Raw genomic sequence first — 24237 nt, forward strand, 5'->3', positions numbered from 1 at the left:
GTTAGTTTGTTTTTTGCATACGGGGTGTGCTGACAACATTAAAGATGGCCAGTGCCCCCAGGAAGATCATAAAGGACGTGGACCAGCTCCAGCCTCCTGCATTCCATAAGAGAATAGACAAATAGGTGCCCAGTGCACCGCCTGCGAAATAGCTGGTCATGTACACCATGTTGATCCTGCTATTGGCCAGATGGTCCAGGGAATAAATGATAGCAATATTGGTGACCTGAGTCGCCTGTACGCCTATGTCCAGCAATATCACCGTCAGCCAGATACCGGTAAGAGAACCCGGAAATAGTTTCAGCACAAGGATACTGATGAGTGTGAGACCGGTAGAGAAAATCAGTGACCGGGAGTGTGTGCCTTTGTCTGCCAGTTTACCAAACAGCGGCGCCAGTAATGCGCCGGCAGCAGCCAGTAAGCCAAACAGACCTATCAGAGAGGCGGAATAATTGAATGGCGCTTCACTCAGATAGAATGTCAGCGTTACCCAGAAGGCGCTCAGTGTACCGAAGGCAAGCATACCCGTCAGTGCTGTTCGTCTCAAAAGTGGAAATCGCCGTAACTGGTCTACTGTTGATTTAAGTAGTCCGGTGTAGGTACCATTGAAATGTTCGTGCATGGGTGGAAAGTCCGCCTGCATGAGGATACCTGTAAAGAATACCATCACGGCGGAGAGAAGATATACATATTGCCAGCCCAGCCAGTTGGTGATAAAACCACTGAATACACGGGCAACGAGAATGCCTACCAGGATACCGGTGAAGATCTGTCCGACGATCTTACCCCGGTTTTCTTTTACCAGACTGGCCGCCATCGGGAGTATAACCTGTGCCACTACGGAGAAGACGCCGATCAGCAGACTACCCACATACAACATAGGCAGTGTTGGAGAGAATGCCATTAAGAGCAGTGAGATGAATAAACCGGCCTGCAGATATAATATCAGGCGTTTGCGCTCTATCATATCGCCAATGGGGGTGAGGAAGAAGAGGCCTATACCATAGCCGACCTGTCCTAAAACAGAGATGATCCCTGCTTTTTCTGTAGATATCTGAAAGGTGTGTGCGATCGCATTGAGGATGGGTTGGCTGTAATAGACATTTGCCACGCTGATACCCGCTGTTGCAGCCATTATAAAGACCTGTGCTTTTGTTAGAGATGCCATTGTAAAGTGTTTGTTTACTTACCGAATCGATTGTCATAAAGACAATACAAAGTTGGCATCTTTGCACATCCTCTCCAATGAACTGGAACAGGAAAAAAAGGCTAACTGGTTTAAGAAAACAGGTTGAACTGGATTAACTTTTCTTCGCCATCCTTTTGTGGCGCAGCTTTGAGAGGTATTCTGTCGTCATGCCCAGGAAGGAAGCCAGTGCGTATTGGGGGACTATGCGTACAATGTTGGGATATTTTTCCAGGAAGATCTCGTAGCGTTGTTCGGCAGTTTTAGTAAGATTGGTGATCACTCTGCGGGCCATATAAGCCGCTGTATTTTCTGCCAGTATCCGGAAGAATGTCTCGAATTTATACCTGCTGTTTTTGAGGCGTTGTTCAGTGTCATAATCTATCTCCAGTATCAGACTGTCTTCCAGCGCCACGATGAACATAGTAGCCGGTTGCTGGAAAATGTAACTGTTATAATCGGAAATCCACCAGTCCTCAATGGCAAACTGTATGGTATGTTCCTGTCCTTCATCCCCAATAACATAGGCTCTGAACGCGCCTTCCACTACAAAATATCTGTGTTTCGCGGGAAAGCCGGGTTGCTCGATAAACTGTCTTTTCTTTATCCTGACAGCTTTAAAGCTGTTGCAGAACTCATTCAATTCCTCTTCTGTAAAGGGAATGCGGCTGAGCACGTGCTCTCTGAAGCTACTGTAATCCGACATGGCATACTATTTTATAAACGATCTGGTTGTCCCGCAGTGTAGGCTGCGGACTAAAATTAGCAATAAAATAGTAGCTGTCTCCGGGCAGTGAGGATAATGGCAAATATTCCCCGGAGTATTGCATCAAACAGTAAAGCTTACCGGAGAATTAAGCGGGCGGCAAGTGTGATCAGGGAAATGGCAATGAAAAAGCCATATAAAAGGTGAATGGATTTCAGACGGGGGAAAGGGTCGTTTTTCATGATATAAACTTTCCATATACTGGAGCAAAAAGTACTCCTGCATATGGAAAGTTTATATGTTGTTGATTTACAATAGTGTCGGAAGTGGCATCCTTCGTAACGGCTTCTCGAAATGAGAAGGTTTTCTCAGCTTGAGAAGACCTTAACCTTCGAATTCTCGTCTCAGGGTAATGTTCTCTGTTTTTCCGAGTATCAGCGGTGTACGTTCTATGACTACATTGTTGTTATCCAGACCGTATGCTTTGTCATCCGGCAGACTCAGATTATCCAGCAGGAAGTGTAATCTCATAACGATATTATCCCAGAGTGACAGGTTATTTTCCACGGAGAGGAAGCTTTTCAGGATGACAAAGCGGAAGTCTCCCAGCAGATTACCTGTTTCCGGATCGAAATATTTATTCTGAATATTGATCTCACCGGTTTTCTTCATTTCACCTACCACTTTCTTAAACAGGATATTGATACGTGGCATGACCCTGAAACCAAGTTTGAACCGGATGTGAATGATCTCTTCTTTTTCGATCACATGCGATATGTAGCTGGCGGTGTAAGGTTTGTCATCAACGTCTACGTGTATGAACCAGTAGAGGTCTGCTCTTTTCGGCTGATGGTGCAGGATGGAGTCAATGACACGTTCTTCTACACTGTCGGGTGTTTCTGCCATGGTGAGGTATACCAGGTGCGTGGCGTATTTGGGAATATCGTTGTCGTTGCTCAGTGTCTTCAGAATTGGGATATACTTTCTGAGATCGATCAGCGTCCGGAATCTGGCTTTGAAACGTCTTCCGGCATGCCAGATATACATGATACTGATCAGCAGCAATCCTATCAGGAGGGTGATCCAGCCACCATGTGCAAATTTATCGAGGTTGGCCACCAGGAAGGTGATCTCGATCCATCCAAAAAGGAGGAAGAGAAAGAGCACAACGAGTTTTGGTACTCTATGCGTATAAAGATAAACGGTCAGGAGGATGGTGGTCATCAGCATGGTCAGCGTTACAGAGAGACCGAAGGCGGCTTCCATATTGGATGACTTTTTAAAGTGCACCACCATAGCGATACAGGAGATCATCAGTAACCAGTTGACCGTAGGAACGTATACCTGTCCGCGCATGTCAGAAGGAAATTCGATCCGCAGGCGTGGCCACACATTGAGGCGGATCGCTTCATTGAACAGTGTAAAGGTACCGGACAGTAAAGCCTGACTGGCGATGATAGTGGCAGCAGTGGCTACCCCGATCACGGGTATGAGCAGTTTCTTTGGAACGAGTCCGTAGAAGGCATCCACCGCATCCAGGTGCTGACCATTATATTTTAGCAGGAGGGCAGCTTCACCAAAATAACAAAGCAGGAGGGATACTTTAATAAAGATCCAGGCCACCTGTATATTACGACGGCCTACGTGTCCCATATCGGCATAGAGCGCTTCTGCGCCGGTGGTACAGAGGAATACACCGCCGAGTACCCAGAGTCCGCCGGGATATTCAACTACCAGTCTGTAAGCATACATCGGATTGATGGCTTTCAGCACATAAAAGTTGCCCGCCAGGTTGGTAACACCCAGGATAGCGATCATACTGAACCAGATGACCATGGCAGGTCCGAAGAACACGCCGATACGGTTGGTACCTGATTGCTGGAAAAGGAACAGTACGATGAGTATGATGATGGTAAAAGGCATGATGGGAATGTCGGGGTTGAGCACCAGCAGTCCTTCCATAGCGGAGGTTACCGAGATAGGCGGGGTGATGAGACTGTCAGCGATCATGAAACTACCCCCGATGATAGCGGGCCAGAGTACCCATTTGCCATATCTGCGGATGAGGGCGTAAAGGGAAAAGATACCGCCTTCCCCATTATTGTCTGCCTTCATGGTGATGAATACGTATTTCAGGGTCGTCTGGAAAAAGAGGGTCCAGAAGACGGCTGAGACGCCACCAAGTACGAGTGTTTCTGATATGGCTCTTTCGCCGATGATGGCTTTGAAGGTATATAAGGGAGAGGTCCCGAGGTCTCCGAATACGATCCCTAAAGCTAATAATACGCCACCCCATTTGAACTGGTCGGGGTTGTGGTGTGCTGATTTATCGCTGTTCATATTGCAAATATCGAAATATTTCAGATAGTTGAAAGAAATGTAATTGTACATTTTAAGGGATTATATGGCCTGGTGCTCCGGCTGCTCAACAGGTATACCAGCGATGAAAGGAGCGTCGCCACTGCAGGTGCGCAGGGAACGGGTGCTGGTCCCCAAAAGAGTTACCGGAAGGGCTTAACTGAAAATTAAAACAGATCCGCATAAACGAATACGGACTGTCTTATCTTTGTTTCGTTCAATTGAAAGGTAATGCGTGTTTTATTTGTTTTGTTTTTATTATCCCTGTCTGCCAATAGCTTTGCTCAACCCGTACCCAAGGATGAGTTTATCAATACAAAGGAAGGTACTTCACTGGCGAGTAAGCGGGTCTTTTTTAATGAATGTAAGAAATGGATCAAAGGGGGAGAGAATACACCGGAGGCAGCGCAGATCTGTGCCTGTATCGTCAGTAAACTGGATGGGCACTATACGGACGCTGATCTGAAAGCACTGAGGAAAGCACATGGAAATGCTACGCTGTCGATGCTGATGGAGAAGGATTCTTTTTATGCAAAGATGTCCCAGGATTGCTATGGCAGGGTGTGGGACAAAAGCATGCTGTTTACCGCGCAACAGATAGCTGCGGTAAAAGAAAGTCTGAAAGAAGGGATCAGAAAGAGTGCAAAAGATTCCATTGATGAAAAAAGACTCGATGCTTATTGCGACTGCGCTGTGAAGACGATGAAGGAGCGAAAGATCAACACTTCGAAATGGAGCGACCTGTCTGATCCGAACTCATTTCTTTATAATGAGATCGCTTATCGCTGCGGCAGGGTGCCCGTTAAAAACGTGTCGCAGACAAGCGGCTGGACGGCAGCACTCGCCGCAGATGTACATGGACCAGACAGAGATACTGTGCATGTTATTACGGTAGACGCTATGACCAAACTCAAGGTGAAACTGGGACCTTTTACGTATATATGGCTGCTGGACAGTGGTGCGACAGATCTGCTGATCTCGGATTCCCTGGCGGTAAAAATGATGGAGAAAAATGTGTTTTCAGCAAAAGATTTTCTGGGCACCGGGACTTATACGATTGCAAATGGTAAGACGGTTGACTGCAAAATATACCGGGTGAATAATGTGCAGATAGGCAAGTATACACTGGATAACATGATGCTCAGTGTGGCGAAGGACGCAGATGTATTCCTGTTAGGCAAGAGTTTCCTCAATAAGTTCCGCCGGTGGACGGTAGACAACCAGGAAGAACTGCTGATATTGGAGCGCTAGGGTGGATTGCCGGAGTTTTTGTAGATTAGTGTAAGAACCCCGGCAACACATGAGAAAAATACTTTTCCTTTTATTGTTTGTGCAACAGGCATGGGCCCAGGAGTCGGTGAAGCCGGCTCATTCGTCTGTTGACAGCTTTTCCATCTACAATAAGCTGCTTAGTCCCAAAGAAATGAAACAGGACCTTGACGTGTTTATCGGCATCCGTAAGGAAGCTAATTCAGGCCTGTATCGTTACCGGACTGCCAAACAGATAGACAGCATCTATCAATGGGCTTTCCGGCAGGCACGTCAACCTATGTCTACGCTGGACTTTTTCAAAGTGATCTTACAGCTGGCCGATTTTGAAGGGAGTTGTCACAATTACGCTGAACCTCAGACAGCGCTGGTCAGTTACCTGAACAGGCAACGCGCATTCTTCCCTTTTGCCCTGAAGTATATCGAAGGAAAGATCCTCTTTAACAGTAAGACCGACCTGATTCCTGTCGGGTCGCAGATCATCAGTATCAATGGCATTGCAGATACAGCCCTGATGCGGTCGTTTTTTAAATATATCACGGCGGATGGTTTTACAATAACAGAGAAACTATCCAACAGCGTTAACCGCAGTTATGGCTTGCGTTACCTCTATGAATATGGACTGACCGATCGTTTTGAGATCCGGTTTTTAGCCCCTGGCGCTTCACAGCAGCAAAAGGTAACCGTTCCGGCGGTCACGCTACAGGAAAGGAACGCCAACCTGATAGTACGGCATAGTGCGCCGGTAGATAGTGTGACGGATTATACGGTGCAACCTACACATAGTTTTAAAATGATCGATCCCCATACAGGGTTACTGAACCTGCGTATTTTCACGATGGCGGATGATACGGATGATCCGCGTTTTCCCGGATATGTGGCATTTATCGATAGTGTATTCCGGCTGCTGGATAGTAACAGGGTTTCTCATCTTATCATAGATGTGCGTGGTAATCCCGGCGGCAGTGATCCTACTTTTGAACAGCCGATGATGTACCTGACAGATAGCAGTTTTAAAGAGAATTCATTGGCTTATATCATCTTTGATAACGGGATTCCTTATGAACAATACTTCTGGGGCATTTCGACTGCTGCAAAGATGGATTCCGCGGAGAAGATCGCAGGGAAACGGATGCTGAAAGATTACTTCCCTTCACTGGTGCAGGGCAGGAATCTGCAGAACCCTAAATATAACCCTGTTTATGCCCCTAAAAAGCCTGGATTTAAAGGGAAAGTCTATTTACTGATCGATGAGAATGTAGCCTCTGCCGGATCGCATTTCGCTTCGCTGATGAAAGCGTATGCCAGGAATGCAATTATTGTTGGTGTAGAGACAGTTGGCGGGTATTATGGTCATAACGGACATATGGCTTTAATATATGAATTGCCGCATTCAAAGATCAAGACAAAGTTTTCTATTGTATATGTGATCCAGGATGCACCTGTAAAGGCAGATCAGCCGGAGGGCAGGGGAATTATCCCGGATTATACAGTATGGCCTGTGTATAGTGATTTTATGGAGAACAGGGATACACAGATGGAGTATGTGCTGCAGCTGATCAAAAATTCGGAATAGTTAATAGTATATATTTGCAGGTAATAACTGGTAATACTTTAGTCAGATACTAGTTATTCTACGTTCGTGTTTCGTTTTTTTCGCAGCACTAACGTAGGATAAAGCATCATTAACTAAAGTATTGATCTGCGTTTTAAACATCTGTTTCTGTGGATAGCCACACCACGTTTTTGCGTCCTGTGCACATGTTTTTGCGTCCTATGGACAAGCCCCGGAATCAGCAAAACAAATGTGGTAATATTGTGTCATCAGTCGCCTTGCAAGGGATTGGTGACACAATTTTTTTTAGCCACAAAACGAACTTAATATGAAAGACGCAGGTATACAATTTTTTATAGCTATGATAGCTGTTTTTAGCGTGTTGACAAATATTGTGATGCACTGTCTGATGAGAAATGCTCCCTGTTTCGCGAGGATTAGGAGAGGTACTTTTTATACGCTTCGATCTTACGCAGGAGTCTGTTGGACAGGTATACATTCGCGCTATGAAGATGAGCATGAATATCGCGTGCTTCCTGCAGGTAGCTCAGTTTTTTCTCGTTGTCCCAGTAGTGAGGAGGTCTGTACAGGTTACAGATCCTGTCCGCCATCTTAACAGCCCAGACCTCTTTGGGTTGTTGCATGATACGTTGCAGACTATCCGGCATCTGTTGTTCTTTGGGCAGGGTGGTGTTCTTTGTCAGGGCTAATACGCCGTCAGCTATACGGTGACCATATAATTCAGTCAGTTCTTCTTTTGTGAAGGCGGTGTCTTCGATGGTATCGTGTAAAAGGGCGCAGGTAATGGCCAGTTCGCCGTCAAAGGAATCCGTTTGCTGCAGGGCATAAAAGACTTCAAATACAACACTGCCAATGTGGTTGATGTATTCGATCCTCAGGTCTTTTTCATGTCCGCCGTATGTTTGTCCGCCGTGTAGGAGGGTCACTTTTTCCCATATGGTCTGCAGGTCATCGATAGAGATAGTCTTATTCATATTATCACAAGTTATTTGTAAATATATGAAAAGTCCTTTGGTGGGAGCATGGAGTTGTGATATATCGGCTGGCCCTGGATAGGGCAGTGATTACTGGTGGTGTACCATGGAAGGCGTGTAACCAAACCGCTTTTTAAATGTAGTGGAGAAATGTGAGAGGTTTTCAAAACCGACTTCTATAAACACGGAGGCTGGCGGCTGTTTTTGTTCTTTGATAAGAAAGTGGGCTCTTTCCAGACGTTTCTCTTTTATCCATCTTTCTGGTGTATCGTTGAAGTGTTTTTTAAAATCTCTTTTGAATGTAGCCAGACTTCTGCCGCTCAACCTTGCAAACTGGGCGATGGGTATATTGTAGATGTAGTTTTGGACCATGAATGCTTCCAGATCTATCTTGAAAGGTTCGCTGTAATCGAACAACATATTTTTAAGCCGGCTGTTGTGTCTCAATACGAGTTCGATGGCTTCAAATGTTTTCATGTTAGCCATGTTGGCTGTCAGCGGCGCACCGGATTTAAAATAGGGGAGCAGGGATTCGAAATATCCTTTTATGAATGCATCATGACTCATATCTATGGCGTGCGTGCCGTTATAGGGACCGTCGGCCATCAGGTTGTACTGTGCACTGTATTTTTTAAGCGAGGTATTATCCAGAAAGATGTTGAGCGACTGGAAGAGCGTACCATCCTCCGCTGTTTCTTTTGCAGTTTTCAGCAACGTGTTTTTGCGTAACAGGCTGATGGTACCCGGACCATAACGACGGTTATCTCCATGCTGGTAAACCTGAAGATAACCCGTCATGATATAGGAAAGTACATGGTCGGTCACCATTTCTTCCTCACCTCTTTTTTGTCCGGAGGTGCAGATATAAAGGATATTATGCTGTAATTCATGACTACCCATGTTCTCCAAAGATAAAGCTTATTTCAGTTGACTCATGATGAGCTTGTCGAAGCGGGCATCGCTCAGCCATCTTTTGGCCCATAGTGTGATCCCCGCCATATAACCTTTGGCGTATCTGGGTTTGGGAGCAGGCGATTCGATGGCTTTTTTTATGAGTGAAGCGATTACTATTGGTTCGACGTTGTTTATGGTGGTTTTTTGGTACACTTTTTTAGCGGCGGCTGTCAGGTTTCCATAAACGGTGTTTCCGGAAGTTTTCACGGCACTGTCGAAAGCGATATCGCCCCATTCTGTTTTCACACCGCCTGGTTCTATAATGATGACATCTATGCCAAAGGGTTTTGCTTCCAGGCGTAAGCTATCGCTGAGGCCTTCTACAGCAAATTTACTGGCATGGTACCAGCCGCCAAGTGGAGTGGCCATTTTACCACCAATGGAAGTGATGTTGACAATCTTTCCGCCTCTTTTTTCGCGCATGTGCGGCAGTACCAGCTGACAAAGTCTTGCCAGTCCGAATACATTTACTTCCATCTGATAACGGGCGTCTTGCATGGGTACATCTTCTATTGCGCCGTAGGAGCCGAAGCCTGCGTTGTTGATGAGTATATCTATCTGACCTTGTTCCTTTATGATCTGATTCACTGTTCTTACCATAGATGCGTCGTCTGCAACATCCATGGCGATAATTTTTACACCAGCGCTTGTCAGTCCGGTCATTTTTTCCATACGACGAGCTGCACCGTAAACGATATAACCATTTTCTGCGAGTAAATGTGCTGTTGCCAGTCCTATGCCGGCGGAAGCACCGGTCACTAATGCGACTTTCTTCATACTATTGTTGTTTATTTTTTCTGCCTGATGGACAGTTGTTGTTAGTTGAAATAAGGATTGGCTTTGAATAATCTATCTGCGGGACCGGTATTTCCTGTAAGGTCTGTAAGGTGGAATTGGTCAACAGGTTGTGTGCTGTGCCGGCAGATACATCTCTTAAACGATCTTTCACCTGGTGGCGTTGCCTGGGAGGAGCCTTTATCTTAACGGGTGTCTGGGTATAAGATACCGCAGCTTTGATCTTGCTGTAATATCCTTCATTGAATTGTTTTGAATACAGTTCGAATGCACTCATGATAATGGCCAGTACTATTGTTATTATCCCTGTTCCCGGAGATAATGGGGCGCGGATTGCCAATATCAATCCTAAAAATCCGAGGGCGCCCCAGGCCAGGAATGTACGCGTCCAGCCTTTATGAATGTTTTTGACTTTTGTTGTTTCCTGGTGGAGGAATGCCGTCTTGTCCTGGTTATATAGCGCTATCTTTTTAACGGCCTCCCGGGAAGCGCGGTAATGGGTAGTTGCGCCACCTGTTACTGCCACTAATCCTACAAGGAGCAGGGGCCAGGGGAAGGCTTTCATCAATGGTGTTTTCCAGAGCAGTATTCCGGATAAGAGCATCAGCATGCCTGTAGCGACGGCTAGCAGACCGTGTTTTGCTTCTCCCTGATAGTAATGGATGATCGTTTGTAACAGCTCCATGTCTTTGGTTTTGCAGGAACAAAGGTCTTTATTAGATCGGTTTGTTTGTTTTCTGAAAAGCTCAAAGTGGTTTTTTCAGGAGCTCAGGTGAGGGCAAATCTTTACCTTTATATATCCGAAAATCACCAGCCAATTTTTGTTGCAATGGACAAACTCATTTCATCGGCAATATTTATTGATAAATATCTGAGAGCATTGCCATCTGATTTTCAGTGGCAGAAGTGATCATTGCAAATATACCCCCTGAGTTTCTTTACCAATTACTTCAGGTTGCCGATACCACTGATCCGCACGAACTATAATTTTCTCTTTTATTTAAGAGAAGGGAGTTTTTTACAGCAGATCGATAATGAAGAATATCATGTAAAGACGAATTCCGTTGTCTTTGTATCCGCCGGAACAGCCAGCTCATTGAAGAAAGTATCGAAGCGGACGAAGGGGTATTTTATACCATTTACCAAAAGAAGCAGGATTTTTTCACTTATAGCATTGGTGAGTGTTCATTCCCAGATGGTCATCAGTATTGTGATATATTGTCTTTCTCCTTTGGGAATATTCAATTTCTCCGGGGCGATGACGAAAAATACAACCACCCGCCTGATTGGTTTGGAGCATCCACTGGCGATGATTACAGCGATTGTATTGATTACGATTGGTTATTCAAAATCTAAGCGGGCAACAGATGTACGGGTAAAGTTTAAGCACATTGCGATTTTTTATTCTATAGCGCTGGCGTTGATTCTTTTGAGAATTCCCTGGAGTTAATGGATGAGTTTGTGACAGGCTATAGCAGGGGAAAAGAGAGAGGTCACTGAATGGTTCGTCATTCAGTGACCTGCTACTTAAAATACTTTATGTCCGGAAAGGTTGGAAGTGCCGTTTAATAGGTAGTTGCTCTGTTATAAGCGGCTTCTTCGGCATCCTTTTTTGCTTTCCGTACTTTCAGATAGGCCTTTGCTTCTACAATAAAGTGGCCTGCTACCAGTAAAGATAACACCACCCATCCGATACACCAGTATAATTTGGATTTGGAGGATGCAGCTTCTTTGATTCTTTTGATGTCCAGTTCAGGTTCAAAGGAACTGTAGGAGGGATCCGATTTTGCATAATACAGTGGCATTTCAGCTGATATAGGAGGATATGATAAACTCCGTTCTCCATTATAAGGTCCGCCACCATTTGCTTCGTAGCTATAGGTTACTTCGTAAAACTTCATGGGTACTCCCATGATCTTCATGCTAACCTCTTTATAGGTTGGATTTACTTTCGCAACAGCTACTGTATTGTCCTTCATCATCGCTTCCAGCAGTGGAAGGCGTTTCAGTTCGTCGCGTCTTTCTTTGTAGCTGGAATAACATCCATTGGCAAAGAAAAGCATGACAATAACGCTGATCAGGGGCGCAAGTTTGAATGGATTCTCAGGTAATTGCTGGGTCATAGGTCTTAGGTATTATACTTACAAATATATAGTAAAATATTAATGAGATGGATTGTGCCGCGGTCTGAGCAAATAATATATGACCTTATTCTACTTATTTTTTTACTTTACTTCTAAAGAACTCAATTCGCTTTTTATACTGTGCTTCACTTTGTTCTTTCGCCTTCAAATCCCAGTCGCTTCTTTGCTGGTTTAATGAGATTGCCAGATTAGCACAGTCTATCGCTTCCGGGTATTTCATTTGTTTCTCCAGGATGTCAACTTTTTGTCTGTAATACCAGGCATCGTTTTTCATTTTAATAGCTTTGTCGACAAGGATTATGGCCCAATCCAGGTTTTTGTCCAGGTAGAAATAGTACTCCGCAGCTGTTGCGTATTCATCCGGATCTGTTGACTTGTCTGTCAGTAAATTTTGTTGTACAAAGTCATTCACTACCTTATCGGATTCCGTCTCTACCGGAAGTGAAATCTGAGTCTTCTCCCACGCTATGTAAATAACAGCGTTATTAGGTACTACGTCAATGTCTATTGTTAGTGACTCGTAATGGCGGTCTGTAGACTTAGCCTTTACTTTGAAACGAATTACATCCTTTTTTTCGTCATAACCTGAGGTGCCGTATAGCGTGGTGTCCGTATTGAGTATTACTGTCCATTCATTTGTGTTTGGAATCGTAAAGAGGGAGTAGGTTCCTTTGTTTATTGTTTTATTATTGATAGTGACTGCTTTGTCGAATGTGATCTTTGTACAATTCCCTGCCCCGGTTCTCCATAAGTTGTTATACCGGATCAGTTCACCAAACACTTTGCGTCCTCTGGCTGCGGGACGTTCGTAGTCAACGGTGATGTTTGTATTTCCGATTGTTTGCTCGATCCTTCCTTTGGGGCTTAAGCCGGGGAAGATTGATTGCGCAAAGGACTGGGTTGTTGTAATTAAAAAAGCGATTGTGAGAAGTGTTTTCATATTGTGTGTTGATGAATGTGTTTTCAATGGTGTTGTGTATGCTATTATAAGTTTTTTTGCAAGAGTCAATTGTTGTGAAAAAGACTGTGTTTCAAGTAACGAAGAACCATTATTAGAATTAATTATAGGCTGGTTTATAAGAGGTTGCAAATATTGCAAGACCACTAATGTACATACTAATTTATTTGAATAGATAAAACATATTAATTTATTTGTATATTTGGCCGTTTTTACAAATCCTCCTATTCCTGGTATAACAATAATCATATTATCTAATTAATGCCATCTAAAATATTGATAACGCTGGTAATTGCTTTGATCTTTTCTTTTCGGGGTCTTGGCCAAAATCAATCTCAAGCCGTCCCTTCCGTAGTGCCCTATGAGCCAATCTCTGTGCAGTTTGGGAAAACTAGTTTCAATAAATGGGAAAGGGAAAAAATTATCAGAGGTCCAGAAACAGAGATTGGCCCGACTAGTGTTAGTGTAGGCTCAAGTAATACGATTATAATAAAACAGCGGGAAATTTTGGCTCTTATGCAGGATTTACAGACTTATCGACAAATTTCTGTAAAGATGCCGCAATCGACTACGCGTAGGCCACCTGGTAATACTCCAGAAAAGATGGCAGGTTTTAATAGCGCATTAGCGGTGTTAGAAGGTATGCTTAAAGGTCGATATAAAATGTCTGTGGCAGACGCATTTTATGCCGTGGAAGAAGCGTATGGTTCTGTTCATCTTTCTAAAGAACAGTATAATAATATTATAAAAGAATCGGCGGACTTTATTAAGAAGTGGATAGTCCAAAATGGACTTGATTTAAATGATAGTTTTATAGTACAATATGCTATTCAGAAGTTCATGTCAGAAAGACTCTCTATAAATAAAATCAGAAAAACCGCAGATAAGAGTTTGAAAATGGAAATCGTCATTCATCAACCGTTTAGATATGACTATGATGATTATGCAGGATTGAAAGATTATCGGAATTTGTTTTTGACAAAATGCCTGGCAACAGGTTATGGGCAATGTTCCTCCATGCCCGCTGTTTACCTTGTATTAGCAGAGGCTCTGGGAGTGAAGGCCTATTTAAGTTTTGCTCCTCACCATTCTTTTATAAAATACTTAGATAATAATAGAAACATAGTTAACTATGAACCTACTTCTAATTGGGAAATTTCCGATAAATGGTATAAGGATAACCTGTTTATCAGCACTGAAGCTGTCACTTCCGGAATTTACCTTGATACGCTTAATTCGCAACAAATAATAGCTAATTGTGTCTTTGATCTTGCTCTTGAATATGTCAATGTTGATCGATCTGGAGATGAACAATTCATATTGGATTGCTTAAGTATAGGAGTTCCTCAATTTTCTCGCAATAATAATTTGAGCTCGCTTTTTATTTACAGTATGCATCTTAAAACCATGCTTTTAAAAGAAATGTCGCAAAATAACATTCATGATCTCGATGAAATTAAGAAATATCCTTTAACTCAAGAATATTATAAGGAATACTTACAAACCGAAGAGTATATTTTGAAACTTGGCTATAGGGAAATGCCCGAAGGAGTGTATGAAGGATTGCTAAAACAGCAGGAATTCAGATCGCAGGTACAACACCATTTCAATATTAGTGGCAAGGTGAAAAAAAACATGTTTATAAAAAGTAAATAATTGGTACTTAATGAGAGCTATATTTTACCTCCTGCTTATATTTATTTTGATGCCATTATCTGTAGATGCGAACCCCGACTCTTTAACATTCGCTTCATTTCATGCGGCAAAGGTCAAATTAGAAAATATGTTGACCGGAAAGGGAGAGATAAGCTATGAAGAAGCTATATATGAAATAGAAAATGCATGGTGGGGAGGTGGTTTGGATCATAATTCTTATGCGGAGATCATAAATTTTCATGTTAAAAACATCAGCAATCTATATGAAGACATGAAGGATGGCTCTCTGATGGATGCAGGTAAGGATCTATTCGAGATCAGGGCCGATAAGGAAGAGAATTATCAGCGTGCATTAATGAATTATGCTATTTATAGTTATATTACAAAACCTGGAATAATAATATGGCCTGATAAGAAGTTATATAAGTACCAGGAATTTACCTATGCTGCTAATGATCCTTTTGGAACTTACAATTGGAAAAATACACAGGTTACTAACCTTCTTAATAACAAGGTGGGTAACTGTTTTGCACTTGCATCATTGTTTAAGATTTTCTCAGAAAGATTGAATAGCCTGGCGAATCTTTGTACAGCTCCAGGACATGTCTACATTCGTCATTCGGATAATCATGGAACTAAGTTTAATGTGGAATTGGCTAATGGATCGTTTCCCGGAATTGGCACTATTGAAACGCTTACCCATACTCCGTCGCAAGCAACGAAGAATGGTATTGCCTTAAGAGAGTTAGATTTGGAGAAATCAATCGCATTGTGCCTGGTATATCTTGCGAAAGGATACGAGTATAAATTTGGTATAAATGATGATGATTTCATTCTCTCGTGTGCAGAAAGCGCGTTGAGATTTGATGACCATAATCTGAATGCAATGTTGTTAAAGGCAGAAGTATTGGAGAGCCGGTTAATGAAAGAAAATGGACGTTTTGAATTGTTGAGTAAAACTGAATTGTTCCGGGAATATCAACAGCTGATAACGCATATATTCGAATTAGGATATAGGGAGATGCCCTTCGAAATGAAAATGCGATTGGTTGGGAAGGCAGGTAGGGATTCGATAAGTGCAGCCAATTCTACAAGGTATATTCCTCGAAGAATTGCGAATAATCATCTGACAGATACTCGTTATGCAAGTCTCTCCAACGGAATGTTTGATGAGGAAATAAATACAAAAAAAGAAGAAAGGTATAACAACACAATATTCAATACAGCCAGCAGAAAAATTGTTGCATTCTCAAAGAAAGAGTTGTTGGATAATAATTATAATTTTGATGTGGTTATTTTCGCATTGAGTGTTGATCCATTATCGTATAAATTTGCACATGCAACGCCTTATAATTTTGTTGAAAATAACCCAATTAGCAGAATAGACCCGGATGGGGCCGACTGGATCTTGTCTACAGGTAATAGAGTATATTGGTACGGTGGGCACTATGGAGATCGAAAGAATCTGCTCGCTGTATATAAGGCGACATCTGGTATGGATAAAGCGCAGGCGAAAACGACTTTTCAGGGAGTAAGTAAAATCGTTACGATGAATGTTCAGCAAGCGCAATATCAAAAATATGCTAGTGTGGGACCAACTCCCGAAGGTAAATATAAAATTAATTTGACCCCTGATCCGGAAAGGACTGCCGAAGTTGATACTAAGACAGGAGAATTGAAAAGAAGTCCGGAAGGAGGAATTGAGAAAATTCCCCGATGGGTGGAAAATCCCCAAAAGCCTGGATTGGGATGGACGTATTCTGATTGGGGAGAGAATCGGGCTCGTTTGGAGCCGGTAAATGTCACTGGTGCTACTCCACAAGACCGCGATTTAAATTCATTTTATTTCCATGATTCAAAAAAGGGATATTCTCATGGATGTACTGAATGTGAAACAGAACTTTTTAAAAAGCTAAAAGAATATCGTGAGGCAGGGAATGGTGAAATTGAAGTGAAAGTACAATACCCAAATCCCCAGCATAAAACTAACGGTGGGACGAAAAAAGTAAAATAATGAGAAAGATATTAACGCTGATCGTTTTGATTATATTTTCATGTAAGCTTTATGCGCAAAGCCCTGTGTTTATCAATGCATGTTTTTCTTCAAAAGATAGTATTACATTGGAAATAAAAAATAACTCAGATAATGAGACTTTTTTCTTCTCGATTTATAAACAGCACTTATTTGGAAAGAATTGGCTTACGAATAACTATGATGTTTTTTGTGACATCGAAAACCCAAATACAACAGTATTGAGAATTAAACCTCAGGAACAACTTTTGATCTCAGTACGGATTGATGACTCAATGATACAACTAGATAAAATGCCTAAAAAATATTACAGGAAATCAGCGCAAAGTATATTTTACAGATACATGTTTTGGGCAACAAAAGAAATGAATACAGGTGAGCATAAGTATTACTCAAATATTTTAAATTAATTCAGTGAATTCGTTAGAATACTTACTCCTATATTATAATCTGTTATTTGACAGGTGCATTGTGTCCATCATACTGCTTTAGTTCATCGGGCAACCAGGAAGGATAGACAACCACTTTCTCTTTCACCTGCGCTGACACAGGCACTTTCCAGATATCAAAGAATCCCGTAAGATTAGTCTTCGTCACCTCGCAGATAGTCAGGAACCACAAATCCCGCTTGTCTTCCTGTGATTGAGGGTATTTTTCTTTCGGAGTAGCCCTGAATTTTGCATAGGTATCGGCTATGCACTGCCAGCCAAATTGCTGGATGAGTTCTATATACATGCAAAGCGCCAGGAAAGGGTCCTGTCCCCACTTTTCAAAGGATGGGTTGTTTTGCAGGTAGTTACTGATGTTTTTCAAAACAATGTCTTTACTGGCAATATTTTCGTGATTGTAGATGCCTTTGTGTAATACTTTGTCATACACATGCATGGTGAAGAGGTTTACGGAGACCTCCTGCAATTCACCGAAATCAATCCCCCAGAACTGATGGCGGTGTCCAAGTTCGTGGAACAGTCCCCAGGAACCATTGGTACGAACCATGACCTCATCCAGCATCAATGCGCAGCTCTCATCATCCGGTACAATAATGCGCTCAGGTACGGTGTACATGTAACCATATGCCACATCCTGGTCTACGACGACCCTTTCAGGGTGTGGACGCGTACGGGAGATCCTGGCGAGATCCGCATCAGCATCCATTACTTCGTCCCAGAACTGCAAAAGTTTCACCGGGTTATCCAGGTGGCGGATGCGATAAGCGGGTACAGTGAGGATAATTTTATCTGTGGCCAGTTCTGCCCAGGGGGCAGGGTTATTGCGGATGCCAGCGATCCAGCTGGATTCACTCGTTTGACCCAGTTTAAAGCAGGGCGCTTTTACGGCCCCTTCTACGTTGATAGTGATCTCTTTCAGTGAGGTTGTGTCGCTAATATTGAGTTGCAGCAGTCCGCCAAAGGGAGAGTAAATGACGGTAGTATCCTGATCCAGTGGAAAGATACGGACCATATTTTCGGCGCTGCGAGTCAACTGGGTCAGATCTGCCAGGTCATCGTTGTGTACCCCTATCTGTGCTTTGAGGTGCTTTTCTTTGTCTTTGCTTTGCAGAACCACCTTCACCTCTTCACCGGGTGGTACATACAGACCTGTGGAATGTGGTCTAAGGTATATAGGGTTAGGTTCCAGCAGCCCTTGCGTACCAACCTGCACTGGTACAGTAATACTGGTCGTAACGCGGGTAGCAGTATCCGGTACAGCTCCTGGAAAGTAACGTGCACCAGGTGCGATCTGATGCTTATCATCGGTGGAGGAACGCGTTTTTTCGTAAAAGCGGCGACTAAGATGATAACGTGCTTTCTCTTCAGCGGTGGACAATACTACCGGGTTTTGTGGTGTGGGAATAGTCAGTGTATCCGGCACCTTGTATTGCGCTTTGAGGGTCTGCAGGACCGGGGAATTAATATCGTTATTTTCGAACAGCAGGTCCACTGTTGGCTGTATGATGTATCTATCCGTTATATCATCAATGAAACCGGTAGAGGGACGTTTTAGCAAAGAAGGTATGGCAGATAAGCGGAGATAGTCAGGTACGCTGTCTGTGATCAGGCGATTGTTTTGATGGGAGCTGAAAAAGGCCATATTGATGTCATAGATACCGGCTTTTACCAACAGGGTGTTAATGCCGGCATCCTGTGCGAAGCTGCCGGGAGAGGCCAGCATTTTATAATATATTTGCTCATAGGGAGAAACCTGTATGAGTGTACCTCCATTTCGCACAAAGGTTTCCAGGGCCCTGAGTGTATCTTTATCTCTTATATCTGTTTCCAGGTAAATAATATCAGTATACTTTTTAATCCCTTTGCTGCTTATAGGGTAAGTGCTTATGTGGTGTTGGTCCGCCAGTTGGAGGAACGCACTATCCGCATGCGTGTAAATGCCCATTTGGGGGTGTTTATGTCCATTACTGGCCCATGCGAACATATTCTGTATCAATTGCAGTACGTTGGTATCATCCAGCAGGCCTTTATGTAAATAGGCACTACTGCCAAAGGCAATGATCTTACCCTTGCCAAGGGGAGCGGCTACGATCACATTCACCTTTATAGGCAGCTCTGTATCGAGATTGCTTACGGCGATGTTTTCCACGGTATCATTAAAGGTAAGCAGGGAAAATATTACATGTGAGCTATCAGGTAATGGCAGGTGCTGTACAGCTTTAAGCAGGACAGATTTATATGACTGTTGTGCAATGGCTGGCAGGCAGTATAGGGTGAAAAAAAGGGATAATATAAGCACAGGCACACTGAAAAGCTTCATTGGGTTATTTTTAAGTAAAATACAGGAACAAAATTGCAAATGCAAGTCCGCAGACCCATGAGGGTTGACTGATCCTGGTATAAATGATAAGGCCGGAGATAATATCTCCGGCCTTATCAATATCGTGTCTGTAAATTAATAGATGAGCCGTTAGTTAATGATATATGTCTTCCCGTTCCCTTTTGCACAGCGTCTGACAAAAGACAGGATCGCTTTATCTTCTATTTTATATCCCTGCTTTTCAGCCTCCTGAAAGTCCTGACAGGCGCCATTCTCATCCTTCGTATTCATCCTCGAAATACCCCGGTAGTAATGGTTCTTTCCATTAGGTTCCAGATTGATAGCTTTCGTATATGCTTCTATGGCTTCCGGGTAGTTTTTTAACAAGAAATTAGCATTCCCTTTTTCACTGAAAGCCTCTGTATAGTTCGCATTCAGCTCAATAGCTTTATTAAAATCCGGGATAGCTTCCTTATTCTGGGAAAGATCCATTTTCAGATATCCTCTATGGTAATAATTTTCAGCCTCCCGGGGTGTCAGTTCTATTGCTTTTGTAAAATCAGCGATGCCGCCTTTGGGATCGTTCATTCTGCCTTTTGCGATGCCTCTCATACTATAGGCTTCCGCGTCATCAGGCGTTAATTTCACGATGGTATTAAAGTCTTTTATTGCAGCTTTATAGTCTCTCTTCACGACCATCAGGAGCAGGGCTCTTGAGGAATACATGTAAGCGCTGTCCGGCGCAGCTTCGATAGCCTTGTTATAGTCCTTTAATGCCCCATCATAATCTTCCATGTCCTTTTTAATGATCCCGCGGTTGTGCAGGGCTCTGGCTGCATTTGGATCTAATGCGATGGCATGCGAATAGTCTTCAAGAGCGGCTTTATTGTCTTTCAGCTTGTACAGTACATTACCTCTTATGACAAATGCCTCCGCATTTTTTGCCGATAAGGCAATCGCCTTATCTAAATCGGCCTTTGCGCCAGTATAGTCTTTCTTTTCATACTAATTTCCCCTGATTGAGAAGGTCTTCTGCTGTTTGCTGTCCGAAGGATACGGTGCTTAGCAGAAGGAGGAAAAGGGTTGTAAAATGTCTCATTGGATAAGTTGTGGTAAAGGAATATTTCATGGTAAAAAAGGTATGGAAAGATAGTTTTTATATTTCATAAGATCAATTTAAACATATTATGGTTTCCATCATCAGAAAGGGTATGCAGATGCTTCTGCTAAACACTTGTTAAATAAGAAAGCCGGAGAGATCGTCTCCGGCTTCACTATTATGTTTATTGATGGCAGGTGGCCATTTGTAGTTGTTTGGGTACTATAATGCTTTTAGTGTTTTCTTGTTACATTCCAGGATCTGAGGATCGAAGTCCGGTAGTTTGACACCCACTCCGTATCTCGCGTATACGTCCATCTGGTGCTGGGCGCCTGCCTGATCTACCCATAAATTAAGCTCACTCTCAACAAATCTTTCTTTCATATCATTCTCAGAGGAGCTGTTTTTATTAATTAACGGAGCAGAAAAAGTCTCCAGGAAATCATATTCAGGCTGTTGATAATCCGCCTGAATGAATGATATGGCGAGTCCTTTTAATACCTGTTTTAAGTATACAGGTTCTCCTTTCTGGTTATATTCCACAATTATTTCTGACGCAGCAGGTGATGGATTGTATAAGTCACTAACAGCGTTGATACCGTCATACGTTGGAAAATGAGGTACAATATCATTCGTATTCTGATAGTGAATCTGTCCATCGATTTTGTTATTCAGATCAGTGGCAAAAGCTCCGTTGCCAGAGGCTGGTGCAGCGAATGTACAAAGCGTGATGTTGTCTGCTGACTTATTCTGTGCTCTGAGCATTTCCCGGTAATAGGAACTATAGACTTTGGCCATATTACCCCCAAGACTGTGCCCTGCAATGATCAGTTCTTTATTGTTCATACCACCTGTTTTTTCTATCAGAAAATCGTGTAGTAATTGATTATGCCCCAGTGGTAGTTTGTTTTTTGCCTTCATCATCGTGGTGAATGCGATATAAGCACCAGCACCAATACAAGGTAAATCATCACCTGAAGTATTTTGTTCTTTGTCGTAAAACGGCCAGTATACTAATTCTGCATTCATGTCCTCCAATATCCAGTCAACAAAGACGTCCCATTGCGTAAAAACACCTTTACAGATTACTGAGCCTCTTATGATCAGTGCATAAAGGCTTCTGGACTTATTTTCTGCTACAAAAAAATAATTGGGATCTTTGGGTTCTCCACTGACCCAGACAATCTCCCATTTTTCGTCCGGTACTTTACTGATGTTATCCAGCGGATGCTGACTGGAAGCAACATGACAAAGGGGTAAAGAAAAGATGCCCGCCATTCTTTTGCTCATAGCGTTTTCTGCACACATAGTGATGGTTATTTTGAAGTTAAAAAAAAACGAAAAATCGGGGTGAGGTTGGTTTATTGTCCTACTGCATTCTTAAAATTAAATTACTGAAATAATTTGGATTTCGAATAAAAAGAATAAATAAATGGAAGCTTTATAGCTTTCGTATTAGGATTAAAATCAATTATTTCGAGATCTGATTTGTAGTAGTAGCTGAAGAATGGACGTCGGTGAAATGTAAAGCGAAAACTAAGGTTGGTCCAGACAATCTGCTCTTTGCGCCCAGGCACTGTCCGGATATTCAAGTAGTAATCGTTCCCAATACGGGACAATGCTTTCCGCGTTTCTTTTATGCAGGAAATAGGCAACTACTCCCGCCCAATATAAAGCTTCCGGCAGCAAGGCCTTATTGTTCGTACCGGCAATGTAGGTCCCGAGTATGCCTAATGCTATCTGGGACTGTGCTTTTCTCAGGAATGCGATAGCGCGGCCTATTTCCATTTCAGCGAGAAACTGTTGGCTGTTCAGGTATCCGGTTGTTTTTCTGACTTCACTTCCGTCATTGGCAAGAACAATGAAGGTAGGTGTCCATAAAATGGGGGATGTTGAGAGATTTTGACGAGCATGATTGCTGATGTCATATTTTACAAAGACAAAGTTTTGCGCAATGTAAGTAAGTGTTGCCTGGTTTTGATAAGTGGTCTGCTCCATCTTTTTGCATCCCTTGCAATTGGGCGCCCAGAAGTCAACCAAAACAGGTACTTTTCTTTGCCTAGCTACCTGAAAAGCCTGATCCGTTTCAGTTTCTGTAAAATAATGGAGCTGTTCATTTGTTTTAACTGTCTGCATAATATGATTTGTGACTGTAAAATTGACAAATAGATTCGTCAATCAACTGTGACAATCGTCACAAAATATATGCAGTTCTCTTTAGCTTTTCGTGTAGTGATCAAGGACCAAAGCGGATCCTGTTACTGACATTGGAAATAAGGTCAAAAGCCACATGAAAAGCTTTTGACCTTATTTCAATTATTTTATCTTTCTGGCTTCATGTTGTTGCCCGTTTTGATATAGTATTAAGGCATTTACTTTACCTGTATTGTCTTTTATAAACTCCAGGTCGGCGCGAAACTCTTTTGGGAAAAACTTTACCTGTGTTTCGGATAAGAGTTCAAAACTGGGCTGTCCGGTGGCTTGTGCATATAGTGATTTGCCTTCTTTGCGAATTGTCAGAATAAAGTTGGGAGACAGTGCATATTGTCCGATATAAGTTTCCAGCACTGAATCTGGTACCGTCACTGTTTCTTTAATGGTAGAGAAGTATAATCCTTTAAATCCATAGACCTTTGCGACACTATTGATCACTTCCTGCAAGATGTTGCCATTGTCAGAGTTCACCATGACTACTACACCGTTTCCGTCTTTCAGACTTCCATAATACTGGCTACGAAACCCTTCATTTGCCCCTCCATGTTGAAAGTATCCTGTACCGGTACTATCCAGGTTAATAAATACCCCTAAAGCCGCGCTTTTATCCAGGTAAGGGGTTAGTCTGAGTGTAGTTGTTGCCTGGTTTAACACTTTGGCAGATTTACCTTCGTAAGACAGCTGTGTTTCGATGATATATCTGGCCAGCTCCGTTGGATTTGTCCATAGGCCTGCAGGCGCTTCTTCGGGATAGACATGATAATTGCCAGGTATTGCTTTTCCGTCTCCCCGATAACCGGTAGCAAGGAGTGCCGGTTTAATGTCCACAGGAGGTTGGGAAAAGGTACTGGTAGTCATACCTAAAGGTTGCAACACCTCTTTTTTCATATAATCAGCATACGCCTGATGTGTGATATCCATCACTATCAACTGAGATATGGTGGTGCCGCCGCCCGAATATTCTGATTTTATACCAGGTTCATACATGGAGCGCACAGGGTCCGAGTTAGCCGGTTTCACACCATCCAGGATCTGTACTACCGTCGGTAAAGGAACGCCCTGCCGGTATCCGTCAAAACCGTGTACCGTCAACCCTGCAGTATGACTTAGCAGGTTCGCCACATTGATCTTTTTGCCTTTAGCCAGACTGTCATAAGGGAAGTGCCAGCTGGTAAGATAAGTGTTGATATCTGTATACAGGTCCAGTTTCTTATCCTGTACCAGTTTAAGTACACCCACCCCGTTTAAAGATTTACTGATAGAAGCTGCCTGGAAAAGGGTTTGTGTCGTAACCGGTACCTTCAGACTATCATTTGCCCAGCCATAACCTTTTGCCCAGACAAGCTTATAGTTTTGTATAACTGCTATACTTAGCCCAGGTATTTTATAGTGAGTCATTCGTTCGGTGATCGTCCAGGGAGTTTCACCTTTTAACTGTATTGAGCCGACCAGGTTCTTTTCCACCTGGTGTATTTTTTCTTTGTCGGTTTGGGCGTAAATGGTTAACTGCATTAACAGCAGTAAGGATAGAATGAAGAGTTTCATTA

Annotated in this window: 20 protein-coding genes and 1 pseudogene; 6 read left to right on the plus strand and 15 right to left on the minus strand. The window is 42.8% G+C overall.

Features of this window, described 5'->3' with window-relative positions; genetic code table 11:
• Position 1: 1 nt before the first annotated feature.
• The 3 genes from BMZ72_RS31480 to BMZ72_RS31490 all read right to left on the minus strand — a co-directional run bounded on the left by BMZ72_RS31480 (position 2) and on the right by BMZ72_RS31490 (position 4283).
• Positions 2-1168, minus strand: coding sequence for an MFS transporter (locus BMZ72_RS31480; protein ID WP_089814634.1), 1167 nt, complete (start codon positions 1166-1168; stop codon positions 2-4).
• Positions 1169-1301: 133 nt separating this feature from the next.
• A complete protein-coding gene (locus BMZ72_RS31485) occupies positions 1302-1892 on the minus strand; it encodes a Crp/Fnr family transcriptional regulator (protein ID WP_089814636.1) in 591 nt (196 codons plus the stop codon).
• 384 nt (positions 1893-2276) lie between these two features.
• A complete protein-coding gene (locus BMZ72_RS31490; protein WP_255373342.1) occupies positions 2277-4283 on the minus strand; it encodes a KUP/HAK/KT family potassium transporter in 2007 nt (668 codons plus the stop codon).
• Positions 4284-4481: 198 nt separating this feature from the next.
• On the opposite strand from BMZ72_RS31490, the gene BMZ72_RS31495 reads away from it, so the two are divergent.
• On the plus strand, positions 4482-5501 hold the full coding sequence (locus tag BMZ72_RS31495; RefSeq protein ID WP_089814638.1) for a retropepsin-like aspartic protease: 1020 nt from the start codon (positions 4482-4484) through the stop codon (positions 5499-5501).
• Between the two features lie 49 nt (positions 5502-5550).
• On the plus strand, positions 5551-7095 hold the full coding sequence (locus BMZ72_RS31500; protein WP_089814640.1) for a S41 family peptidase: 1545 nt from the start codon (positions 5551-5553) through the stop codon (positions 7093-7095).
• A 416-nt stretch (positions 7096-7511) separates the two neighbouring features.
• Here BMZ72_RS31500 and BMZ72_RS31505 read toward each other — a convergent pair whose 3' ends face one another.
• The 4 genes from BMZ72_RS31505 to BMZ72_RS31520 form a co-directional block, all read right to left on the minus strand.
• Positions 7512-8069, minus strand: coding sequence for an HD domain-containing protein (locus BMZ72_RS31505; RefSeq protein ID WP_089814642.1), 558 nt, complete (start codon positions 8067-8069; stop codon positions 7512-7514).
• A 90-nt stretch (positions 8070-8159) separates the two neighbouring features.
• Positions 8160-8969, minus strand: a complete 810-nt coding sequence (locus BMZ72_RS31510) for a helix-turn-helix domain-containing protein (protein WP_089814644.1) — start codon at positions 8967-8969, stop codon at positions 8160-8162.
• A gap of 18 nt (positions 8970-8987) precedes the next feature.
• Positions 8988-9800, minus strand: coding sequence for an oxidoreductase (locus BMZ72_RS31515; protein WP_089814645.1), 813 nt, complete (start codon positions 9798-9800; stop codon positions 8988-8990).
• A 1-nt stretch (position 9801) separates the two neighbouring features.
• The gene (locus BMZ72_RS31520; RefSeq protein ID WP_089814647.1) at positions 9802-10503 is read right to left on the minus strand and encodes a hypothetical protein; all 702 of its coding nucleotides are present in this window, start codon (positions 10501-10503) and stop codon (positions 9802-9804) included.
• A 270-nt stretch (positions 10504-10773) separates the two neighbouring features.
• Between BMZ72_RS31520 and BMZ72_RS31525 the strand changes: the two genes are divergently transcribed.
• A complete protein-coding gene (locus BMZ72_RS31525) occupies positions 10774-11268 on the plus strand; it encodes a hypothetical protein (RefSeq protein WP_143087835.1) in 495 nt (164 codons plus the stop codon).
• 115 nt (positions 11269-11383) lie between these two features.
• On the opposite strand, the gene BMZ72_RS31530 is transcribed toward BMZ72_RS31525, so the two are convergent.
• Together BMZ72_RS31530 and BMZ72_RS31535 are read right to left on the minus strand one after the other, a co-directional pair.
• Positions 11384-11941 (minus strand): hypothetical protein, encoded by a 558-nt coding sequence (locus tag BMZ72_RS31530; protein WP_089814652.1) that lies wholly within the window; start codon positions 11939-11941, stop codon positions 11384-11386.
• A gap of 94 nt (positions 11942-12035) precedes the next feature.
• The gene (locus BMZ72_RS31535) at positions 12036-12902 is read right to left on the minus strand and encodes a DUF2911 domain-containing protein (RefSeq protein WP_177222990.1); all 867 of its coding nucleotides are present in this window, start codon (positions 12900-12902) and stop codon (positions 12036-12038) included.
• Between the two features lie 279 nt (positions 12903-13181).
• Here BMZ72_RS31535 and BMZ72_RS31540 point away from each other — a divergent pair, with 279 nt between their 5' ends.
• Genes BMZ72_RS31540 through BMZ72_RS31550 form a run of 3 tightly spaced genes read left to right on the plus strand, consistent with a single transcriptional unit; the run spans position 13182 to position 17018 of the window.
• Positions 13182-14576 carry a hypothetical protein gene (locus BMZ72_RS31540; RefSeq protein WP_089814656.1) on the plus strand — a complete coding sequence of 465 codons (1395 nt, stop codon included), beginning with the start codon at positions 13182-13184 and terminating at the stop codon, positions 14574-14576.
• A gap of 10 nt (positions 14577-14586) precedes the next feature.
• The gene (locus BMZ72_RS31545) at positions 14587-16590 is read left to right on the plus strand and encodes a hypothetical protein (protein WP_089814658.1); all 2004 of its coding nucleotides are present in this window, start codon (positions 14587-14589) and stop codon (positions 16588-16590) included.
• The gene (locus BMZ72_RS31550) at positions 16590-17018 is read left to right on the plus strand and encodes a hypothetical protein (RefSeq protein WP_089814660.1); all 429 of its coding nucleotides are present in this window, start codon (positions 16590-16592) and stop codon (positions 17016-17018) included. The genes BMZ72_RS31545 and BMZ72_RS31550 overlap by 1 nt, the downstream gene beginning before the upstream one ends.
• Before the next feature lie 43 nt (positions 17019-17061).
• Here the strand turns inward: BMZ72_RS31550 and BMZ72_RS31555 are convergent, their stop codons facing one another.
• The 6 genes and pseudogenes from BMZ72_RS31555 to BMZ72_RS31575 form a co-directional block, all read right to left on the minus strand.
• A complete protein-coding gene (locus BMZ72_RS31555) occupies positions 17062-19377 on the minus strand; it encodes a M60 family metallopeptidase (protein WP_089814662.1) in 2316 nt (771 codons plus the stop codon).
• 150 nt (positions 19378-19527) lie between these two features.
• On the minus strand, positions 19528-19989 hold the full coding sequence (locus BMZ72_RS31560; protein ID WP_317043504.1) for a tetratricopeptide repeat protein: 462 nt from the start codon (positions 19987-19989) through the stop codon (positions 19528-19530).
• Positions 19990-20013: 24 nt separating this feature from the next.
• A pseudogene (locus BMZ72_RS37055) lies at positions 20014-20358 on the minus strand (tetratricopeptide repeat protein); the annotation flags it as partial.
• Positions 20359-20698: 340 nt separating this feature from the next.
• On the minus strand, positions 20699-21784 hold the full coding sequence (locus tag BMZ72_RS31565) for a lipase family protein (RefSeq protein WP_089814667.1): 1086 nt from the start codon (positions 21782-21784) through the stop codon (positions 20699-20701).
• A gap of 228 nt (positions 21785-22012) precedes the next feature.
• On the minus strand, positions 22013-22612 hold the full coding sequence (locus BMZ72_RS31570; protein WP_089814669.1) for a thioredoxin family protein: 600 nt from the start codon (positions 22610-22612) through the stop codon (positions 22013-22015).
• Positions 22613-22792: 180 nt separating this feature from the next.
• Positions 22793-24235, minus strand: a complete 1443-nt coding sequence (locus tag BMZ72_RS31575) for a serine hydrolase (RefSeq protein WP_089814671.1) — start codon at positions 24233-24235, stop codon at positions 22793-22795.
• Positions 24236-24237 lie beyond the last annotated feature (2 nt).

The sequence above is a fragment of the Chitinophaga sp. YR627 genome (assembly GCF_900114995.1).
Taxonomy (GTDB): domain Bacteria; phylum Bacteroidota; class Bacteroidia; order Chitinophagales; family Chitinophagaceae; genus Chitinophaga.

Excerpts from the sequence above, each read along its gene's own strand:
- BMZ72_RS31520 (WP_089814647.1), bottom strand. The coding sequence starts at position 10,503 with ATGGAGCTGTTACAAACGATCATCCATTACTATCAGGGAGAAGCAAAA.
- BMZ72_RS31495 (WP_089814638.1), top strand. The coding sequence starts at position 4,482 with ATGCGTGTTTTATTTGTTTTGTTTTTATTATCCCTGTCTGCCAATAGC.
- BMZ72_RS31565 (WP_089814667.1), bottom strand. The coding sequence starts at position 21,784 with ATGTGTGCAGAAAACGCTATGAGCAAAAGAATGGCGGGCATCTTTTCT.
- BMZ72_RS31515 (WP_089814645.1), bottom strand. The coding sequence starts at position 9,800 with ATGAAGAAAGTCGCATTAGTGACCGGTGCTTCCGCCGGCATAGGACTG.
- BMZ72_RS31480 (WP_089814634.1), bottom strand. The coding sequence starts at position 1,168 with ATGGCATCTCTAACAAAAGCACAGGTCTTTATAATGGCTGCAACAGCG.
- BMZ72_RS31510 (WP_089814644.1), bottom strand. The coding sequence starts at position 8,969 with ATGGGTAGTCATGAATTACAGCATAATATCCTTTATATCTGCACCTCC.
- BMZ72_RS31485 (WP_089814636.1), bottom strand. The coding sequence starts at position 1,892 with ATGTCGGATTACAGTAGCTTCAGAGAGCACGTGCTCAGCCGCATTCCC.
- BMZ72_RS31540 (WP_089814656.1), top strand. The coding sequence starts at position 13,182 with ATGCCATCTAAAATATTGATAACGCTGGTAATTGCTTTGATCTTTTCT.
- BMZ72_RS31550 (WP_089814660.1), top strand. The coding sequence starts at position 16,590 with ATGAGAAAGATATTAACGCTGATCGTTTTGATTATATTTTCATGTAAG.
- BMZ72_RS31500 (WP_089814640.1), top strand. The coding sequence starts at position 5,551 with ATGAGAAAAATACTTTTCCTTTTATTGTTTGTGCAACAGGCATGGGCC.
- BMZ72_RS31555 (WP_089814662.1), bottom strand. The coding sequence starts at position 19,377 with ATGAAGCTTTTCAGTGTGCCTGTGCTTATATTATCCCTTTTTTTCACC.
- BMZ72_RS31535 (WP_177222990.1), bottom strand. The coding sequence starts at position 12,902 with ATGAAAACACTTCTCACAATCGCTTTTTTAATTACAACAACCCAGTCC.
- BMZ72_RS31490 (WP_255373342.1), bottom strand. The coding sequence starts at position 4,283 with ATGTACAATTACATTTCTTTCAACTATCTGAAATATTTCGATATTTGC.
- BMZ72_RS31545 (WP_089814658.1), top strand. The coding sequence starts at position 14,587 with ATGAGAGCTATATTTTACCTCCTGCTTATATTTATTTTGATGCCATTA.
- BMZ72_RS31570 (WP_089814669.1), bottom strand. The coding sequence starts at position 22,612 with ATGCAGACAGTTAAAACAAATGAACAGCTCCATTATTTTACAGAAACT.
- BMZ72_RS31575 (WP_089814671.1), bottom strand. The coding sequence starts at position 24,235 with ATGAAACTCTTCATTCTATCCTTACTGCTGTTAATGCAGTTAACCATT.
- BMZ72_RS31560 (WP_317043504.1), bottom strand. The coding sequence starts at position 19,989 with ATGAGAGGCATCGCAAAAGGCAGAATGAACGATCCCAAAGGCGGCATC.
- BMZ72_RS31530 (WP_089814652.1), bottom strand. The coding sequence starts at position 11,941 with ATGACCCAGCAATTACCTGAGAATCCATTCAAACTTGCGCCCCTGATC.
- BMZ72_RS31505 (WP_089814642.1), bottom strand. The coding sequence starts at position 8,069 with ATGAATAAGACTATCTCTATCGATGACCTGCAGACCATATGGGAAAAA.